The sequence below is a fragment of the Streptomyces sp. NPDC024017 genome, from assembly GCF_040638895.1.
Taxonomy (GTDB): Bacteria; Actinomycetota; Actinomycetes; order Streptomycetales; family Streptomycetaceae; genus Streptomyces.
Map to the genome: position 1 here is coordinate 946341 of NZ_JBEZYZ010000001.1, position 16211 is coordinate 962551.

Annotated in this window: 15 protein-coding genes; 2 read left to right on the forward strand and 13 right to left on the reverse strand. The window is 70.8% G+C overall.

The genetic code is table 11. The annotated features are described in order from the left end of the window. The first annotated feature begins 19 nt into the window (after positions 1-19). The gene (gene murA, locus AB0G20_RS04360) at positions 20-1360 is read left to right on the forward strand and encodes a UDP-N-acetylglucosamine 1-carboxyvinyltransferase (RefSeq protein WP_361295543.1); all 1341 of its coding nucleotides are present in this window, start codon (positions 20-22) and stop codon (positions 1358-1360) included. Between the two features lie 104 nt (positions 1361-1464). Here the strand turns inward: murA and AB0G20_RS04365 are convergent, their stop codons facing one another. From AB0G20_RS04365 to AB0G20_RS04405, 9 genes are all read right to left on the reverse strand, one after another. Next, positions 1465-1746, reverse strand: coding sequence for an HU family DNA-binding protein (locus AB0G20_RS04365; RefSeq protein WP_003990598.1), 282 nt, complete (start codon positions 1744-1746; stop codon positions 1465-1467). A 340-nt stretch (positions 1747-2086) separates the two neighbouring features. Then, positions 2087-3520: an NAD-dependent malic enzyme gene (locus AB0G20_RS04370; RefSeq protein WP_361295546.1), complete on the reverse strand. Its 1434-nt coding sequence runs from the start codon at positions 3518-3520 to the stop codon at positions 2087-2089. A 333-nt stretch (positions 3521-3853) separates the two neighbouring features. Further along, complete coding sequence (locus tag AB0G20_RS04375) at positions 3854-6151, reverse strand: UvrD-helicase domain-containing protein (RefSeq protein WP_361295549.1); 2298 nt, start codon at positions 6149-6151, stop codon at positions 3854-3856. A gap of 126 nt (positions 6152-6277) precedes the next feature. Further along, positions 6278-7108, reverse strand: coding sequence for a zf-HC2 domain-containing protein (locus tag AB0G20_RS04380; protein ID WP_361295552.1), 831 nt, complete (start codon positions 7106-7108; stop codon positions 6278-6280). After that, positions 7108-7629 carry a sigma-70 family RNA polymerase sigma factor gene (locus AB0G20_RS04385; RefSeq protein WP_010039908.1) on the reverse strand — a complete coding sequence of 174 codons (522 nt, stop codon included), beginning with the start codon at positions 7627-7629 and terminating at the stop codon, positions 7108-7110. The genes AB0G20_RS04380 and AB0G20_RS04385 overlap by 1 nt, the downstream gene beginning before the upstream one ends. A gap of 352 nt (positions 7630-7981) precedes the next feature. Continuing rightward, a complete protein-coding gene (locus AB0G20_RS04390) occupies positions 7982-8575 on the reverse strand; it encodes an ABATE domain-containing protein (protein ID WP_361295555.1) in 594 nt (197 codons plus the stop codon). A gap of 237 nt (positions 8576-8812) precedes the next feature. Beyond that, positions 8813-9964, reverse strand: coding sequence for a uroporphyrinogen-III synthase (locus AB0G20_RS04395; RefSeq protein WP_361295558.1), 1152 nt, complete (start codon positions 9962-9964; stop codon positions 8813-8815). A gap of 117 nt (positions 9965-10081) precedes the next feature. After that, positions 10082-11467 carry a nitrate/nitrite transporter gene (locus AB0G20_RS04400; protein ID WP_361295561.1) on the reverse strand — a complete coding sequence of 462 codons (1386 nt, stop codon included), beginning with the start codon at positions 11465-11467 and terminating at the stop codon, positions 10082-10084. 158 nt (positions 11468-11625) lie between these two features. Further along, a complete protein-coding gene (locus AB0G20_RS04405; protein WP_361295564.1) occupies positions 11626-12621 on the reverse strand; it encodes a hypothetical protein in 996 nt (331 codons plus the stop codon). 124 nt (positions 12622-12745) lie between these two features. Here AB0G20_RS04405 and AB0G20_RS04410 point away from each other — a divergent pair, with 124 nt between their 5' ends. After that, positions 12746-13288, forward strand: coding sequence for a hypothetical protein (locus AB0G20_RS04410; RefSeq protein WP_361295567.1), 543 nt, complete (start codon positions 12746-12748; stop codon positions 13286-13288). On the opposite strand, the gene AB0G20_RS04415 is transcribed toward AB0G20_RS04410, so the two are convergent. The 4 genes from AB0G20_RS04415 to AB0G20_RS04430 are packed head-to-tail and all read right to left on the reverse strand — an operon-like array spanning position 13271 to position 16189. Continuing rightward, complete coding sequence (locus AB0G20_RS04415; protein WP_361295570.1) at positions 13271-13861, reverse strand: hypothetical protein; 591 nt, start codon at positions 13859-13861, stop codon at positions 13271-13273. The genes AB0G20_RS04410 and AB0G20_RS04415 overlap by 18 nt on opposite strands. Positions 13862-13869: 8 nt before the next feature. Then, complete coding sequence (locus AB0G20_RS04420) at positions 13870-15261, reverse strand: hypothetical protein (protein ID WP_361295573.1); 1392 nt, start codon at positions 15259-15261, stop codon at positions 13870-13872. After that, the gene (locus AB0G20_RS04425; RefSeq protein WP_361295576.1) at positions 15258-15563 is read right to left on the reverse strand and encodes a hypothetical protein; all 306 of its coding nucleotides are present in this window, start codon (positions 15561-15563) and stop codon (positions 15258-15260) included. The genes AB0G20_RS04420 and AB0G20_RS04425 overlap by 4 nt, the downstream gene beginning before the upstream one ends. Next, on the reverse strand, positions 15560-16189 hold the full coding sequence (locus AB0G20_RS04430) for a hypothetical protein (RefSeq protein WP_361295579.1): 630 nt from the start codon (positions 16187-16189) through the stop codon (positions 15560-15562). The genes AB0G20_RS04425 and AB0G20_RS04430 overlap by 4 nt, the downstream gene beginning before the upstream one ends. Positions 16190-16211 lie beyond the last annotated feature (22 nt).

The following is a 16211-nucleotide window of genomic DNA, read 5'->3' on the forward strand; positions in this document are numbered from 1 at the left end:
TCCATGGAACGCGAGATTCATGACCGTCAACGACGATGTCCTGCTTGTCCACGGCGGAACCCCGCTGGAGGGCGAGATCCGTGTCCGCGGTGCGAAGAACCTCGTACCGAAGGCCATGGTCGCAGCGCTGCTGGGCAGCGCTCCGAGCCGGCTGCGCAATGTTCCGGACATCCGCGACGTTCGGGTCGTACGGGGTCTGCTGCAGCTGCACGGTGTGACGGTCCGTCCGGGTGACCAGCCCGGCGAACTGGTGATGGATCCGACGCGCGTGGAGAGCGCGAACGTCGCTGACATCGATGCCCACGCGGGTTCGAGCCGTATCCCGATCCTGTTCTGCGGACCGCTGCTGCACCGCCTCGGCCACGCGTTCATCCCCGGTCTCGGCGGCTGCGACATCGGCGGCCGTCCGATCGACTTCCACTTCGACGTGCTGCGGCAGTTCGGCGCGCGCATCGAGAAGCGGGACGACGGGCAGTACCTGGAGGCGCCGCAGCGGCTGCGCGGCACGAAGATCCGGCTGCCGTACCCGTCCGTCGGCGCGACCGAGCAGGTGCTGCTGACGGCGGTCCTCGCGGAGGGCGTCACGGAGCTGTCCAACGCGGCCGTCGAGCCGGAGATCGAGGACCTCATCTGCGTGCTGCAGAAGATGGGCGCGATCATCGCGATGGACACCGACCGGACCATCCGCATCACCGGTGTGGACAAACTCGGCGGCTACACCCACCACGCCCTGTCGGACCGGCTGGAGGCCGCCTCCTGGGCGTCGGCGGCGCTGGCGACCGAGGGCAACATCTACGTCCGCGGCGCGCAGCAGCGCTCGATGATGACGTTCCTGAACACCTACCGGAAGGTGGGGGGTGCCTTCGAGATCGACGACGAGGGCATCCGCTTCTGGCACCCCGGCGGCCAGCTGAAGTCCATCGCGCTGGAGACGGACGTCCACCCCGGTTTCCAGACCGACTGGCAGCAGCCGCTGGTGGTGGCCCTGACCCAGGCCACGGGCCTGTCCATCGTCCACGAGACGGTCTACGAGTCCCGCCTCGGCTTCACGTCCGCCCTGAACCAGATGGGCGCGCACATCCAGCTCTACCGCGAGTGCCTGGGCGGCTCGGACTGCCGCTTCGGCCAGCGCAACTTCCTCCACTCGGCCGTCGTCTCGGGCCCGACCAGGCTCCAGGGCGCGGACCTGGTCATCCCCGACCTCCGCGGCGGCTTCTCGTACCTGATCGCGGCCCTGGCGGCCCAGGGGACGTCCCGCGTCCACGGCATCGGCCTCATCAACCGCGGCTACGAGAACTTCATGGAGAAGCTCATGGAGCTCGGCGCGAAGGTCGAGCTGCCGGGCAAGGCGCTCGGGTAGCGGCGCGTGCAGTGACGCCAAAGGGGCGGCCACCCGGTTCGGGTGGCCGCCCCTTTGATGTCACTCACTGTGGTTCGTACACCGTCGGCGTACGAACGGCAGGGTTACTTGCCCTTGGCCGCTTCCTTGAGCTTCGAGCCCGCGGAGACCTTCACGCTGTAACCGGCGGGGATCTGGATGGGCTCGCCGGTCTGCGGGTTGCGGGCGGTGCGAGCGGCACGGTGGGTGCGCTCGAAGGTCAGGAAGCCGGGGATGGTGACCTTCTCGTCGCCCTTGGAGACGATGTCGCCGACGACGTCGGCGAACGCGGCCAGCACGGCGTCGGCGTCCTTGCGAGTCACCTCGGCGCGGTCGGCCAGCGCGGCCACCAGCTCACTGCGGTTCATGTTGTTACTCCCGTGTTCATCTTGCCGTTGAGGCGTCAGATCGAAGCCGATGCTGCCAGGGTCCTCGATGAGTCCCCGGACCCGGGTCCGTCGTCAGACCCTCGCGCCCAGGGACGCATCCTGCCCCTACCTGCGGCGGGAAAGCCAATCCGGCACCCGCTGGAGTCGTGAGAACACCCTTGGGGAGTCACACGAAAAGAGGGCCTGAGCCTGGCGCCACGATAGCTCCGCTGCTGACAGGGTTCTTGCGACGCGCCGGGTTCCAGGCCGCCGTGGGGTTACTCACAGTCCGGGGGACGGCGCCCCCCAAACCCCCGCGGGGGCCCGGACGGCTTCGGCCTCAGACGCCGGTCGGGCTGCCCGACCCCGCGCCGACCGCCTTGGCGGCCTCCCGCACGGCACCGGCGACCGCGCCCGCGACCTTGTCGTTGAAGACGCTCGGGATGATGTAGTTCGGGTTCAGCTCGTCCTCGGTCACCACGTCCGCCAGGGCCGTCGCGGCGGCCAGCATCATCTCGGTGTTGACGGTCCGGGACTGCGCGTCCAGCAGACCGCGGAAGACACCCGGGAAGACCAGCACGTTGTTGATCTGGTTCGGGAAGTCCGAGCGGCCGGTGGCGACGACGGCCGCGGTCTGGCGGGCGATTGCCGGGTCGACCTCGGGGTCCGGGTTCGCAAGCGCGAACACGATCGCGCCGTCGGCCATGGCGGCCACGTCGTCGCCGTCGAGGACGTTCGGGGCCGAGACGCCGATGAAGACGTCGGCGCCGCGCACGGCCTCCTTCAGGGTGCCCGTGAGGCCCTCGGGGTTGGTGTTGTCGGCGATCCAGCGCAGCGCCGAGTCCGGGGCGGCGTCCACCAGGTCCTCGCGGCCCGCGTGCACGACACCGTGGATGTCGGCGACGACGGCGTTCTTGACGCCGGCGGCGAGCAGCAGCTTCAGGATGGCCGTACCGGCCGCGCCGGCGCCGGACATGACGACGCGGATGTTCTCGATCGCCTTTCCGGTGACGCGCAGTGCGTTCGTCAGGGCGGCGAGGACGACGATCGCGGTGCCGTGCTGGTCGTCGTGGAAGACGGGGATGTCCAGGGCCTCGCGCAGCCGGGCCTCGATCTCGAAGCAGCGCGGGGCGGAGATGTCCTCGAGGTTGATGCCCGCGAAGCCCGGGGCGATCGCCTTGACGATCTCGACGATCGCGTCGGTGTCCTGGGTGTCGAGGCAGATCGGCCAGGCGTCGATGCCGGCGAACCGCTTGAAGAGGGCCGCCTTGCCCTCCATGACGGGCAGCGCGGCCTTGGGGCCGATGTTGCCCAGGCCCAGCACGGCGGAGCCGTCCGTCACGACCGCAACGGAGTTGCGCTTGATGGTGAGGCGGCGGGCGTCCTCGGGGTTCTCGGCGATCGCCATGCACACGCGGGCCACGCCCGGCGTGTAGACCATGGACAGGTCGTCACGGTTGCGGATGGGGTGCTTGGACGCCATCTCGATCTTGCCGCCGAGGTGCATGAGGAAGGTCCGGTCCGAGACCTTGCCCAGCGTGACGCCCTCGATGCCGCGGAGTTCCTCCACGATCTCGTCCGCGTGCGCGGTCGACGACGCCGCGATGGTGACGTCGATACGGAGCTTCTCGTGACCGGATGCGGTGACGTCGAGGCCGGTCACCGAGCCTCCGGAGGACTCCACGGCGGTGGTGAGCTGCGAAACGGCGGTTCCGCTCGCGGGCACCTCCAGCCGGACCGTCATCGAGTAGGAGACGCTGGGCGCCGTTGCCATGGCCGACTTCCTCTGCTTTCACCTGACGCTGATTTGTGCCGTCCGATCGTCGCACCTACCGCTGAGTAGCAGGTAGCCACCCTCGATTGCGAACGTTTTGTTCGCGGAATGGGCCAGCAAAAAGAGACCCACGTCACGTGGACGTGGGCCTCTTCCTCAAGTGAGGTGGCACCGACCCGCCATGCTCGCCTCGCGGCAAGTGGTCGCTCGTAGCGACGAAGGTTGGGCCCGGGGGCTTGGATCGAGCCGGTGCCACATCCAGGCTAACAAACAGATCCCGTAAGGCCATTCCCGTACCGGTAGTTCATTTCGCCGACAAGTGGGTATCGGGCCTCAGTCCCTGAGCAGGTCCGGAACTCCCGCCGCGTCGGGCTCGTCCCGGTCGGCCGAGACGACCGTGAGCTGCTGGGTGGCCCGGGTCAGTGCGACGTAGAGAACGCGCAGGCCGGCCGGGGACTCGTCGGCGATCTCCGCCGGGGAGACCACGACCGTCGCGTCGTACTCCAGGCCCTTGGCCTCCAGGCTGCCGAGGGCCACGACCCGGTCGTCGAGGCCGGCGAGCCAGCGGCGGGCCTCCTCGCGGCGCTGCATGGCGACGACCACGCCGACCGTGCCGTCGACGCGCTCCAGCAGCCGGGCCGCCTCGTCACGGACGGTCGCGCCCAGCGTGTCCTCCACGACGGTGAAGCGGGGTTCGACGCCGGTGGAGCGGACCGCCCTCGGCGACACGGAGCCGGGCATGGCGAGGGCGAGCACCTTCGAGGCCAGCTCGGCGATCTCGGCCGGGTTGCGGTAGTTCACTGTGAGTTCGAAGCGGCGGCGGGGGCGGGTGCCGAGGGCCTCGTCGCGTGCCTGGGCGGCCTCGTCCGGGTCGGACCAGGAGGACTGGGCCGGGTCGCCGACGACCGTCCAGGTGGCGTGCCGGCCGCGGCGGCCGACCATGCGCCACTGCATCGGGGTGAGGTCCTGGGCCTCGTCGACGATGACGTGGGCGTACTCGACGCGCTCCTGCGCGAGGCGTTCGGCGCGCTCGCGCTGCGACTCCTCGCGCACCGGCATCAGCTCCTCCAGGCCGGTGAGCTGGTCGAGCGGGTCGAGGTCGCGCCTCTTGCGGGGGCGGGCCGGGGCGCCGAGGACGGCCTGGAGCTCGTCGAGCAGGGCGATGTCGTGCACCGAGCGGCCCTCGCGCCTGAGGGAGCGGGCGACCTTGCGGACCTCGCCGGGGTTGAGGATCCGCCGGGCCCAGCGGCCGAGGCGCCGTTCGTCGGCCATGGCGTCCAGGACGGCCGCCGGGGTCAGCTCCGGCCACCAGGCGTCGAGGAACGCGATGAAGTCGTCCTCGGAGGTGATGTCCTCGTCGAAGGAGGAACGCAGCTCGGCCGCGAGCTCGGGGTCGCTGTGCCGGCCGGCCGCGCCGGACTGCTCCCACAGGGCGTCCAGGAGGAGCTTGCGGGCGCGGGGGCGCAGCAGGTTCACGGGGGCGGTGCCGCCGAGGGCCGCGCTGCGGACGCCGTCCAGTTCCCGGGCCTCCAGCTCCAGGCGGCGGCCGAAGGCGACCACGCGCAGCCGGGCCGGTGGATCGTTCAGCTCCAGGGCGCCGCGCGCGGCCTTCCGCAGCACCTTCAGCATGCGGGAGGAGCCCTTGGCGCGGGCCACGGCCGGGGAGTCGTAGAGGGTGGCCTCGCTGCCCTCGACCAGGGAGCCGATGGCGCGGATGGCGACCTGGCCCTCCTCGCCGAGGGAGGGCAGGACGCCCTCGGTGTAGGCGACGAGCAGCGGGGTCGGCGAGACGATCAGGATGCCCCCGGCGTAGCGGCGCCGGTCCTGGTAGAGGAGGTAGGCGGCACGGTGCAGGGCGACGGCGGTCTTGCCGGTGCCGGGGCCGCCCTCGACGTAGGTCACGGAGGCGGCGGGGGCGCGGATGACCAGGTCCTGCTCGGCCTGGATGGAGGCGACGATGTCGCGCATGGTGTGGCTGCGGGCCTGCCCGAGCGCGGCCATCAGGGCGCCGTCGCCGATGACGGGCAGTTCGTCACCGTCGAGGTACGCCGTCAGCTCGGGGCGCATCAGGTCGTCCTCGACGCCGAGCACCTGGCGTCCCTTGGAGCGGATGACGCGGCGGCGGACGACGCGGCCGGGGTCGACCGGGGTGGAGCGGTAGAAGGGGGCGGCCGCCGGGGCCCGCCAGTCGATGACCAGCGGCGCGTAGTCCTGGTCGAGGACGCCGATGCGGCCGATGTGCAGGGTTTCGGCGATGTCGGCGGTGTTGTCGGGGCGTACGGCCCCCTCCGCCGGCTCGATCGCGGTGTACGCCCCGTCGGGGCCCTTCTTGCCGTCCTTGCCGGTCAGCAGGTCGATACGGCCGAAGAGGAAGTCCTCGAACTCGTTGTTCAGCCGGTTGAGGTGGATGCCTGCGCGGAAGACCTGCGCGTCCCGCTCGGCGAGTGCGCCGGGGGTGCCGACCTGGCCGCGCCGGGCCGCGTCCTGCATGAGGTACTCCGCCTCGTGGATCTTCTCCTCGAGGCGCCGGTACACCCGGTCCAGGTGTTCCTGTTCGACGCGGATCTCCCGGTCACGAACCGAGTCGTGCACCGAACCGACCGCGCCTTGTCTGTGAGCCTGAACGGCCACCGGGCCCCCTTCTGACGTGCTGGGCAGCCGTCAACCGTACGCGAAGGGGACCCCCGGAAGCTACGGGCTGGCGGGCAGGCGCGGGACCTGTTGCCCCAATGGCGCCTGCCGGACGACCGGACAGACCTACGCGTCGACCTCGACCAGCCGCTTGCCGTCGAAGGTCACGACCTCGAAGTGGTCGATCTCGTTCGGCTCGAAGGCGGCGCCACCCTGGACGTACAAGGGCTCCTTGGCCTTGTCGGACTTGGCGTCCGGGAGGCCGTAGCCCCACTCCGGGACGGACCAGGAGGACAGGGTCTCGCGCTCGCCGTTCTTGCCGACCGCGACGAGGGCGCACTTGAGCGGGCCCCTGACGTTCTTGAGCTCGGTGACCACGCCCGTCCCCCAGTCCTTCTTCTGGAGGGCGACCGTCGCGGAGACCTTGGTGTTCGGGTCGGTGGCGGTGATCTTGTCGGAGATGCCGTCGAAGGCGGCCTTGGCGGGGCTCGCCGCGAGCGGGCGGTTCTCCGCACCGCCGCCGTCGCCGCCGCCGTTCGTCGCGACCGCCACGAAGGGGCCGCCGATGATCAGCGCACCGGCCGCGGCCACCATGTAGAAGCTGCGGCGGCGCTTCTGGGCGCGTCGGTCGGCGACCTCGTCGACCAGCTTCTCCACCAGGCGGGGCCTGGGCTTCGCGGACAGCGACTCGCCGATCGCGGGTGTGCTGCCCGAGCCGGGCAGATCGGCGAGGGCGGCGAGCATCGGCTCCATGCCGGCCAGTTCGTCGAGCTGCTGGGCGCACCATTCGCAGGTCGCGAGGTGGGCTTCGAAAGCGGTTGCCTCGGCGTCGTCGAGGATGCCGAGGGCGTAGGCGCCGACGGTCTCGTGCTCATTCGGCACCGGGGACTCCTGCATGGGTCCAGACATACCCATGCCTCCCGTACCGAATCCCTGATTACCCCCGTAAACACTCATCACGCCGTCACCCCCCGCTCCTCCAGTGCCAGCTTCATCGAACGCAGGGCGTAGAAGACCCTGGAGCGGACGGTTCCGCTGGGTATGCCCAGGGTCTCGGCCGCCTCATTGACGGTACGCCCCTTGAAATACGTCTCGACGAGCACCTCCCGGTGGGCGGGGGTCAGGTCGTCGAGTGCGTCCGAGAGAGTCATCAGCCACAGCGCCTTGTCGATCTCGTCCTCCGCGGGAATGACCTCCAGCGGCGACGGGTCGACCTCCTGCGGCCGGGCCTGCCGGCTGCGGTGGCCGTCGATGACGATGCGCCGGGCGACCGTCACCAGCCAGGGGCGTACCGATCCGGTCGCTCTGTTGAGCTGACCGGCGTTCTTCCAGGCACGGATGAGCGTCTCCTGGACGACGTCCTCGGCGCGCTGCCGGTCGCCGGCGACCAGGCGCAGGACGTATGCCAGCAGGGGTCCGGCGTGTTCGCGATAGAGCGCACGCATCAGCTCCTCATCGGGTTCCGAGGGCTGGGACATGCGATGTCGGGCCCTCGGTGCACGTTCATTGGCCACGACGGAATCCTTGCGCACGCCCACCTCCGGTGTCCGGGGGTTCCCCCAGTCGGTCGCTCCACATGCCGTACGGACGCGAGCGGTTGGGCGTTCAATCAGACCCGACAGATTTCTTCGAGATGACGTGACGAGCGGGACATGGAGTCACATTCCCACCCCGCGTTCTTTACATTTCCGCCACATCGGCAAGATCAAGCCAGGCCTTCCCTACGGTGGCGTAGGTAAACAACATGTAATCGAAATCACTTCGACAGTGCGGTCGCAGAAGTCGCATTTAGGACAGGGAAATTGAATGCAGCGACCACTCAACTCCGTTTCAGGCACGGGCGAGTGCCGCGCGGCGACGATGCCGGGCGACGCGTTCGCGGTTTCCGCAGACCTCACTGGAGCACCAGCGCCTCCTGCGTCCCCGGGAGGTGTCGAGGTACACGATGGGGCAGTTGTCCCCTTCGCACTGGCGCAGGGCCGCGCGGGCGACGGGGTCGGTCAGCAGGTCCACGGCGTCCCGGGCGACCGCCGCGAGCAGGGCCGCGCAGCCGGGCGGGCCGTCCAACCGCCGCAGAAGCTGGCCGTCTTCGCCGCGGACCGCCCGCGGGGCCGGGGGCGCGGTGCGGGCCAGGTCGTTGACGCGGGCGAGGGCGAGGTCGTACGTCGCGGCTCCGGGTCTCGGCCGGCAGCGCACCAACCGGTCGATCTGGGCGCGCAGTTCACGGAAGGCGAGCAGCCAGCCGGTGTCGGCGTGGGCCAGGGCGGTGTCCGCCGGGACGAGTCCGGAGCCGGTGATCCAGGCGCGCAGCACGTCGACGGAGTCGAGCCGCTCCTCCGGGTGCGTGGTGGAGAGCAGATCCAGGCAGATCCGCCCGGCATCGAACCGCAGCTCGTACGGGGCCGTGGCCGTACCCAGTGCCATGTGCCTGTCACCGCCTAGGGGTTCACCCCGGTCGCGAGGGCTTGGGTGAGACGCCAGTGAGAGGGCCGGTAAACCGCTCCCTCCTACAGTGCCTGCCCGCCACGACGCCGGAAACCCCTCGCACACACCTCGACGCGACGGACACCCGGAGGTGACACGCGTTCAGGCCACGCCGGAGCGGAACGTCCCACAGTTCAGGTCGCAGCCGGCCTGTTCTGGCTCAACCCCCGGGCGGGCTCACGCGTCCCCGTACTTCGTTTCCGCGCTCGGGTCGAGGGCCAGGCGGTAGCCCCGCTTGACCACCGTCTGGATCAGCTTCGGCGTGCCGAGGGCCGTGCGCAGGCGGGCCATGGCGGTCTCCACCGCGTGTTCGTCGCGGCCGGAGCCGGGCAGGGCGCGCAGGAGGTCCGCGCGGGCGACGACCCAGCCGGGGCGCCGGGACAGGGCGCGCAGGAGGGACATGCCGGCGGGCGGGACCGGTTTGAGGTCGCCGTCGACCAGGACGGCGTGGCCGCGGATCTCCACGCGGTGCCCGGCGACGGGAAGGGAACGGGCCCGCCCGGGGAGCTCCTGGCAGAGCAACTGGACCAGGGGGCCGAGCCGGAAGCGTTCGGGCTGGATCGTGTCGATGCCGCGGGACTGCAGGGGCAGTGCGGTGACCGGGCCCACGCAGGCCGACAGGACGTCATGGCTCAGAGCCGCCAGGACCTCGTCGAGCAGTCCGCGCTCCTCCGCCCGGGAGAGGAGGGAGGCCGCGGCCGGGGCACTGGTGAAGGTGACCGCGTCCAGGGCCCGGGAGACCGTCGCGTCCAGCAGACGGTCGACCGGCGTAATGTCCTCCGGCGGCATCCAGCGGTAGACGGGCACCCCGAGCACCTCGGCCCCGCCCGCCCGCAGCGCCTCCACGAACCCGGGCAGCGGCTCACCGTGCAGCTGGATCGCGATCCGCAGCCCGTCGACGCCCTCCTCCAGCAGCCGGTCCAGCACCTCCGCCATGGACTCCGACGACGGCGACCACTCCTCCGTCAGCCCGGCGGCCCGGACCGCGCCCTTGACCTTCGGCCCGCGCGCCATGATCCGTACGGTGCCCAGCCGCGCCAGCAGCTCCTCCCCCAGCCCCCAGCCGTCGGCGGCCTCGACCCAGCCCCGGAAGCCGATCGCGGTCGTGGCCACGACGATGTCCGGCACCTGCTCGATGATCTCCTTCGTCGCGGCCAGCAGCTCGCTGTCGTCGGCGAGCGGCACGATCCGCAGGGCAGGGGCGTGCAGGACGGCGGCACCGCGTCGCTGCAGCAGCACCCCGAGCTCATCGGCCCGGCGCGCGGCCGTCACACCCACGGTGAAACCCGCCAGGGGTCCGTGGTCCGGTCGCTGTTCTTCCTCGTACATGGCTCTCGTCCCGCACTCGAGTCGTCGTACTTCGTGGGTACGGCGTACCTACATGCCGATCGAGCCTGTCAACGGCTCGTGACAGGCTCGGATCAGCGTGATGTCGCTGGTGTTACGTCACACCTTGGCGTAGCTGAGCTGCGGCTTCGCCTCCGAGGTCGCCGTCGTGAGGGGTACCCGGGGAGTCGTACGCCGAAGGTATACGGCCCAAGTGACCGCGAAGCAGACCGCGTAGAAGGCGAGGAAGGCGACGAACGCCCCGGTGCCGGAACCGTAGGAGAGGAAGGACTGGCGGAAGGCGAGGTTGATGCCGACACCGCCGAGCGCGCCCACCGCGCCGATGAGTCCCATGGAGGCGCCGGAGAGCCGGCGTCCGTAGGCCGCGGCCGCCTCGCCCTCCAGCCCCTTGGCGAGGGCCTTGTTCTGGAAGATGCCCGGGATCATCTTGAACGTCGAGCCGTTGCCGAGTCCGCTGAGCACGAACAGCACCACGAACGCCGCGGTGAACAGCGCCAGCGACTTCTCCATCGAGGCACTGATCAGGATCGCCGTCGCGACGCCCATGCCGACGTAGTTCCACAGGCTGATCTTCGCGCCGCCGTACTTGTCGGCCAGCCAGCCGCCCAGGGGCCGGATCAGCGAGCCGAGGAGCGGACCGATGAAGGTGACGTACGCCGCCTCCAGCGGGGTGCGTCCGAACTGGTTCTGCAGGACCTGCCCGAAGGCGAAGCTGTAGCCGATGAACGACCCGAACGTGCCGATGTAGAGGAAGGACATGATCCACGTGTGGGCGTCACGCGCGGCGTCCTTGGCGGCGCCGGTGTCGTTCTTGACGTTCTCCAGGTTGTCCATGAAGAGCGCGGCCATGACGGCGGCCACGAGGATCAGCGGAATGTAGATCCCGAGCAGCACACGCGGCCCGCCGCCCGCGCCGATGATCCCGAGCGCGGCCAGCTGGATCACCGGCACGCCGATGTTGCCGCCGCCCGCGTTCAGGCCGAGGGCCCAGCCCTTCTTCCGCAGCGGGAAGAAGGCGTTGATGTTGGTCATGGAGGAGGCGAAGTTGCCGCCGCCGATGCCCGCGAGCAGGCCGACGAGCAGGAAGGTGGAGAAGGAGGTTCCCGGCTCCATCACGGTGAACGCGGCGACCGTCGGGACCAGCAGGAGGCCGGCGGAGACGATCGTCCAGTTCCGTCCGCCGAAGATCGCCACGGCGAAGGTGTAGGGGACGCGGACGACGGCGCCGACCAGCGTGACCATCGAGGTCAGCATGAACTTGTCGGCGGGGGTCAGTCCGTACTCCGGGCCCATGAACAGCACCAGCACGGACCACAGGGTCCAGATCGAGAAGCCGATGTGCTCGGACAGCACGGAGAAGAAGAGGTTTCGGCGGGCGACCCTCTCCCCCGTCTCCTTCCAGAACGTCTCGTTCTCCGGATCCCAGTGCCGGATCCAGCGTCCGCCCCTGCTCGAGGGTGCGGGTGCCGTGCCAGGGCCTGTCATGACGCCTCCACTGTGCTCCGGTGCTCGGTCGTTCTTCGACTGACTGACCCCGAAGGTAGAGATGACGCGTTTCCTGCCTGTGGCACCCGGTGACCGCGAGGGAACTTTGCTCTCACCCCGGCCCGGGGCGGGATGAGAGGTTCCGGGAGGTTTTCGCGTCAGTGCTGCGGGGGCTGCCAGTGCGGGTTCTGCCCGGGGTGGGGCTGTCCGTGGGGGCCGGGGGGCTGGGCGCCGTAGGGGCCCGGGGCAGGCCGGCCTTGGTACGGCGCCGGGGCGGGCGGGCCCTGGTACGGGCCCGGCGCGGGCTGGCCGCCGTAGGGGCCGGACGCGGGCTGACCGCCGTAGGGAGCCGGGGCGGGCTGACCCGGATACGGTCCCGGGGCGGGCTGACCGGGGTACGGTCCCGGCGCCTGCTGACCGGCGTAGGGCCCGGGCGCCTGCTGACCGGCGTACGGGCCCGGTGCCTGCTGGGCATACGGCCCGGGAGCCTGCTGCGGATACGGCCCGGGGGCCTGCTGCGCGTACGCCCCACCCGCGAACGGATTGCCCTGCCCGGGCGGCTGAGCCCCCGGCGGCAGATACCGCAGCCGTCCGTTCTCGTCGTTCATTGGCATGAAGCCCGCCGCCTGCAGGCGGGCCGCGAACTTGGTGTTGCGCTTGCGCGTCACCACGAGGCCGATGCCGAAGATCGCCATGAACAGCAGCCACAGCACACCGGCCGTGACGAAGTCGGCGGCCTCGCCCCCGAAACGGAAGGCGAGGATCACACAGCCGACGGTGACACCCACAGCGCCGTACCCCATGCGCTTCTCGGCGCTCTTGCCGGTGAGGTCGAAGTTGATACGGGCCTTGAGGAGTTCGAACGCGTCCGGCACGAGCGGCGGCAGGGAGACACCGTCGGCCGCGTTCGGGTACTGCGCCCAGTTCTGCCCGGCCCGGGCCCGGGCCTGCGGGCTGGGGTCGGGCAGGATCAGCATGGTGAGCGCGCCGTTGCGGCCGCTGCTCTGGCGGACGTCGGCGTACTCGTAGCCGAACTGCTGGGCGACGAAGGCCAGCCGGGCGAGCTTCTTCACGGACGCCATCGGGCTGGTGAGTTCGACCGGTTCCCCGCTCGCCATCAGCCGCAGCATCTTCTGTGTCTGCCGCTTACTCATCCGACCGCTCCCCCGCGTCATTCCGTTCACAAGCGCAACTCGGGCAGTTTTCCACACCGGGAAAGCTCGGTGGAACGGGGCCCCGTTATCCTCTAGCGGACCCCACACGGGAAGGGGAGAGTCCATGTCCGCTGAGTCGGGAGCCGGGCAGCCCAAGGCGCAGCGCTCCGCCGCCGGGAACGTCGCCTTCGGAGCGGGCATGCTCCTCGTGCTGGCGACGGCGGTACTCGGCGCGTTCGCAGCCGTGGCCCTGCTGGGCCGGACCGTGGACCCGGGCCCCCTGTCGGACGTGGTGCCCGACGACGGGCACAACGCCCTGGTGGTGGGGGGCATCGCGGTCGGCGGGCTGACCGGGCTGATGCTGCCGGTGATCCTCTTCGGCATGGTGCGGGGGACCGAGGCGAACGGAGGCACGCCCCGAGTCGGTCCCGCGGCCGCCGCCCGCAAGGTGCTTGCGGTACTGGTGTTCGACATCTGGCTGCTGATCGTGGCGCTGCTCGTCGCCCAGCTGGGGTGGTTCCTCCCCGCTCGGCTCACCACGGTCGTCGCGGTCTTCGCCGTCGGGTTCGGCTGGATGCCGCTCGCGATGGTGCCCTGGGAGCGGTTCGGACTGGGCGAGGGGTTCGGGAAGCTCCGCGGGCGGTCCGCCTCACGTCAGGCGAAGTGAGTCCGCCAGCTCGTCGGCGACCTTGACGAGCTCCGCGCCGAGCCCGAGTGACGTCCACAGCAGCCTGCACTCCAGGGTCGTGGGGTGCCGGCGCGGCAGGACGTAGTGGGCGACGCCCTCCACGACCGTTCCGCTGTCCGCCGCCGGGTCCGTCGGCTCCTGGCGGTGCACGCGCAGGGCCGGGCCCAGGGGCAGCTCGACCTCGGTGAGGACCGGGCCGTCGCCGAAGTACGGGCCCTCCGCGCGCTCCAGCTCGGCCCGGAGGGCGGCCACCGTGCGGGACTCCGGCGCGATGCCCAGCTCCCGGACCGTGCAACTCGCCACGACGGGCCCGTCCTGGGGGGCCAGGACCGCCGCGCACAGGGCGCCCTGCCGTACCGCCGCTCCCCAGTACCAGAGCAGGTCCGTCGCGAACGCCTCACGCCACGGCTCGGGCACGTCCTCGCCGAGGTGCTGCCCGGCGAGGGTGCGCGCCCACGCTTCGGGGTCCTCGCTGCGCAGGTCCAGCACCAGCCAGTTGTGGTGGGCGGGCAGCGCGACCCGGCACTCCCGCCACTCCCCCGGGTCCGTCATGGCCGCGCTCACACTCCGGCCAGCGACGCGTCGGACCCGGTGACGTCGATCTCCGGGTCGCCGCCGAACAGGCCCACGAAGCTGTTGGTGTCGGAGGCCGCGCCGGTCCCGGTGCCGCCGAGGCCCACCGCGTTGTACGCCATGGCCTGCTTGAACGCGTCCGGTGTGCCGATGAAGCTCAGGTCCGCCGGGTCGATGTTCTTGATGCGGGAGAGTTCGTCGACCATGCCCGGCCCCGCGTACATGCTGGCCAGACCGCGCGGACCGGCGGCGGTGTAGGCGTCGCGGGCCGCCGAGAGGTTGTCGCCGACCTTGAACAGGTCCCGCCAGTTGCCGCGGATGCTCGCGAGGTCGTCGGCGAAGGAGCTCGGCAGTCCGCGGAAAGCCGCCCTCAGGCCCACGTCGGGCAGGGCCGCACCGGGGCGTGCTCCGGCCCTTGCCCCGACCATGGACTCGACGAGTGCGCGGCGCGCGGCCGAGTTCATGCCCGGGTTCCAGCCGCGCACGTACTGCGTGGCCGCCGCCCAGACGCGGCTGCGGCCGACGGTGGCGGCGGCCTTGGCGCCCGCGGAGAAGACGCGTCCGATGCCGAACGTGGCGAGGCCCAGCACGTCGATCGCCACGTCGCCCCAGGAGCCGTCGCCGTTGATGGCGAGCAGTACGTGGCAGACCAGTGAGATCGCCGTCATCACCAGGGCGATGGTGCCGAGCACACCGGCCAGGGCCTGTCCGATGACGGGGATCCAGCCGACGAGCAGGGACAGCACCCCGCAGACGGCGGCGATGGCTCCCGTGATCTCGCTGACGATCTTCAGGGTGTCGCGCAGGTCGTCCAGCCAGCCGTCGTTGAGGCCGTCGCCCTCGGTGGTGTCGTGGATGCGCTGGGCCGCCTTGTCGCCGGCCTCCTGGTGACGGGTCTTCAGCTTGTCGAGCCGGCCGCGCAGCCCGTCCAGGCCCTCCTGGAGGTCGGTGACGGCCTTGTCGAGCTTGTCCTGCCCGGCGTCGTCGGTGCCCTTGGGCGGGTTGTCGGCCTTGGACTTGGCCGTGGACAGGGTGGACTGCTTCGTCTCGGCCTGGGTGAGGAGCTTGTCCGCCTCGCCCTGGATGGTCTCCAGGTCGGTGGAGTAGTCCTTGAGGGCGATTCCGGCGTCGGCGTAGCGGTCGTGGGCCTTGCTGACCGTCTTGGCCGTCTCGGTCGCCTTCTCGGCGAAGGCGCGACCGGCCTCGGAGTCCCAGCTCTCCAGGTTGCCGATCCGGCGCAGCGCGTCGGCGGTCTTGGTGATGGTGTCGGCGGTGGCCGTGAAGCGGCGGGCGAGAGCTTTCATGTCGGTGACGTCGCCGGGCACGGGGTCGCCGCTCTCCCCGAGCACCTCCCACCGGTGGTCGGCGGGGCGGGTCACTTCTTCTTCCCCTTCTTGCCCACCAGCGCGTCGTACAGCGCGGTGTCGAGCTCGGTGTAGGCCTTCCCGGCCTCCTTGGCGATCGTGCCGAGCCCCTGGATCTCCTCGATCATCTTCTTACGGTTGTCGTCCCAGCCGTCGGAGAACTCCTGGAGCCGGTCGTGCAGCGTCTGGTGGCCGACGGTGCGGCGGTCGTAGGCGTCCATGAGCTTGTCGAGCCCTTCCAGCTCGGTCGCCACCGTCCGCAGACCGGTTCCGGCCGTGTCGAGATCCTGCGTCGAGACCCTGAGCTTCTTGCTCACGCGTCTTCCTCCCCCGTCGGCTCCTCGTCGCGGTGCTGCCAGCGCAAGGTCCCGGCCACCGCGTCGAACAACTCCGCCATGGCGTCCGCGATCGGCTCCAGCGGTGTGCTGAACGTCAGCATCAGCACCTCGTCGCGGCCCGGGACCGGGACGAAGTACTCGACGACGGTGTCCTCGAACTCGGAGCCCAGCTTCCGGGACTGCTTCGTCCGCTCCTGACGCCGCACCCGGGCCACGCGGCCGACGGCGGGCAGCGACTCCAGGGTGACCTCGCCGGTGCCGGCCAGGGCGGCCACGGCGTCGAGGCCGTCGAACCTCTCGTACAGGCGGGAGATCAGCAGTGAGGCCGACAGCGGGATGCCGCCGGCCTCCAGGAACGACAGGTACAGCACCACCCCGCCCTGCCCGACCGCGGCGTCGGCCGTGCCGAGCAGCTGCTCCTCGGCCTTGCGGCGCAGCACGGGCTGGTCGTCGACGCCCGCGAACTGCCGTTTGATCAGGGCGTTCACGGAGGCCTCGCGGCGGTCGGCGGGCAGCAGCGGGATGCGGTACCAGTCCTCGGGCGTGATCAGCCCGAAGACCGGTGCGCGCGGCCCGGCCGGCTCTGTCGTCGGAGCTTGTCTCACTGGTGTTCTCTCACGTGCGGCC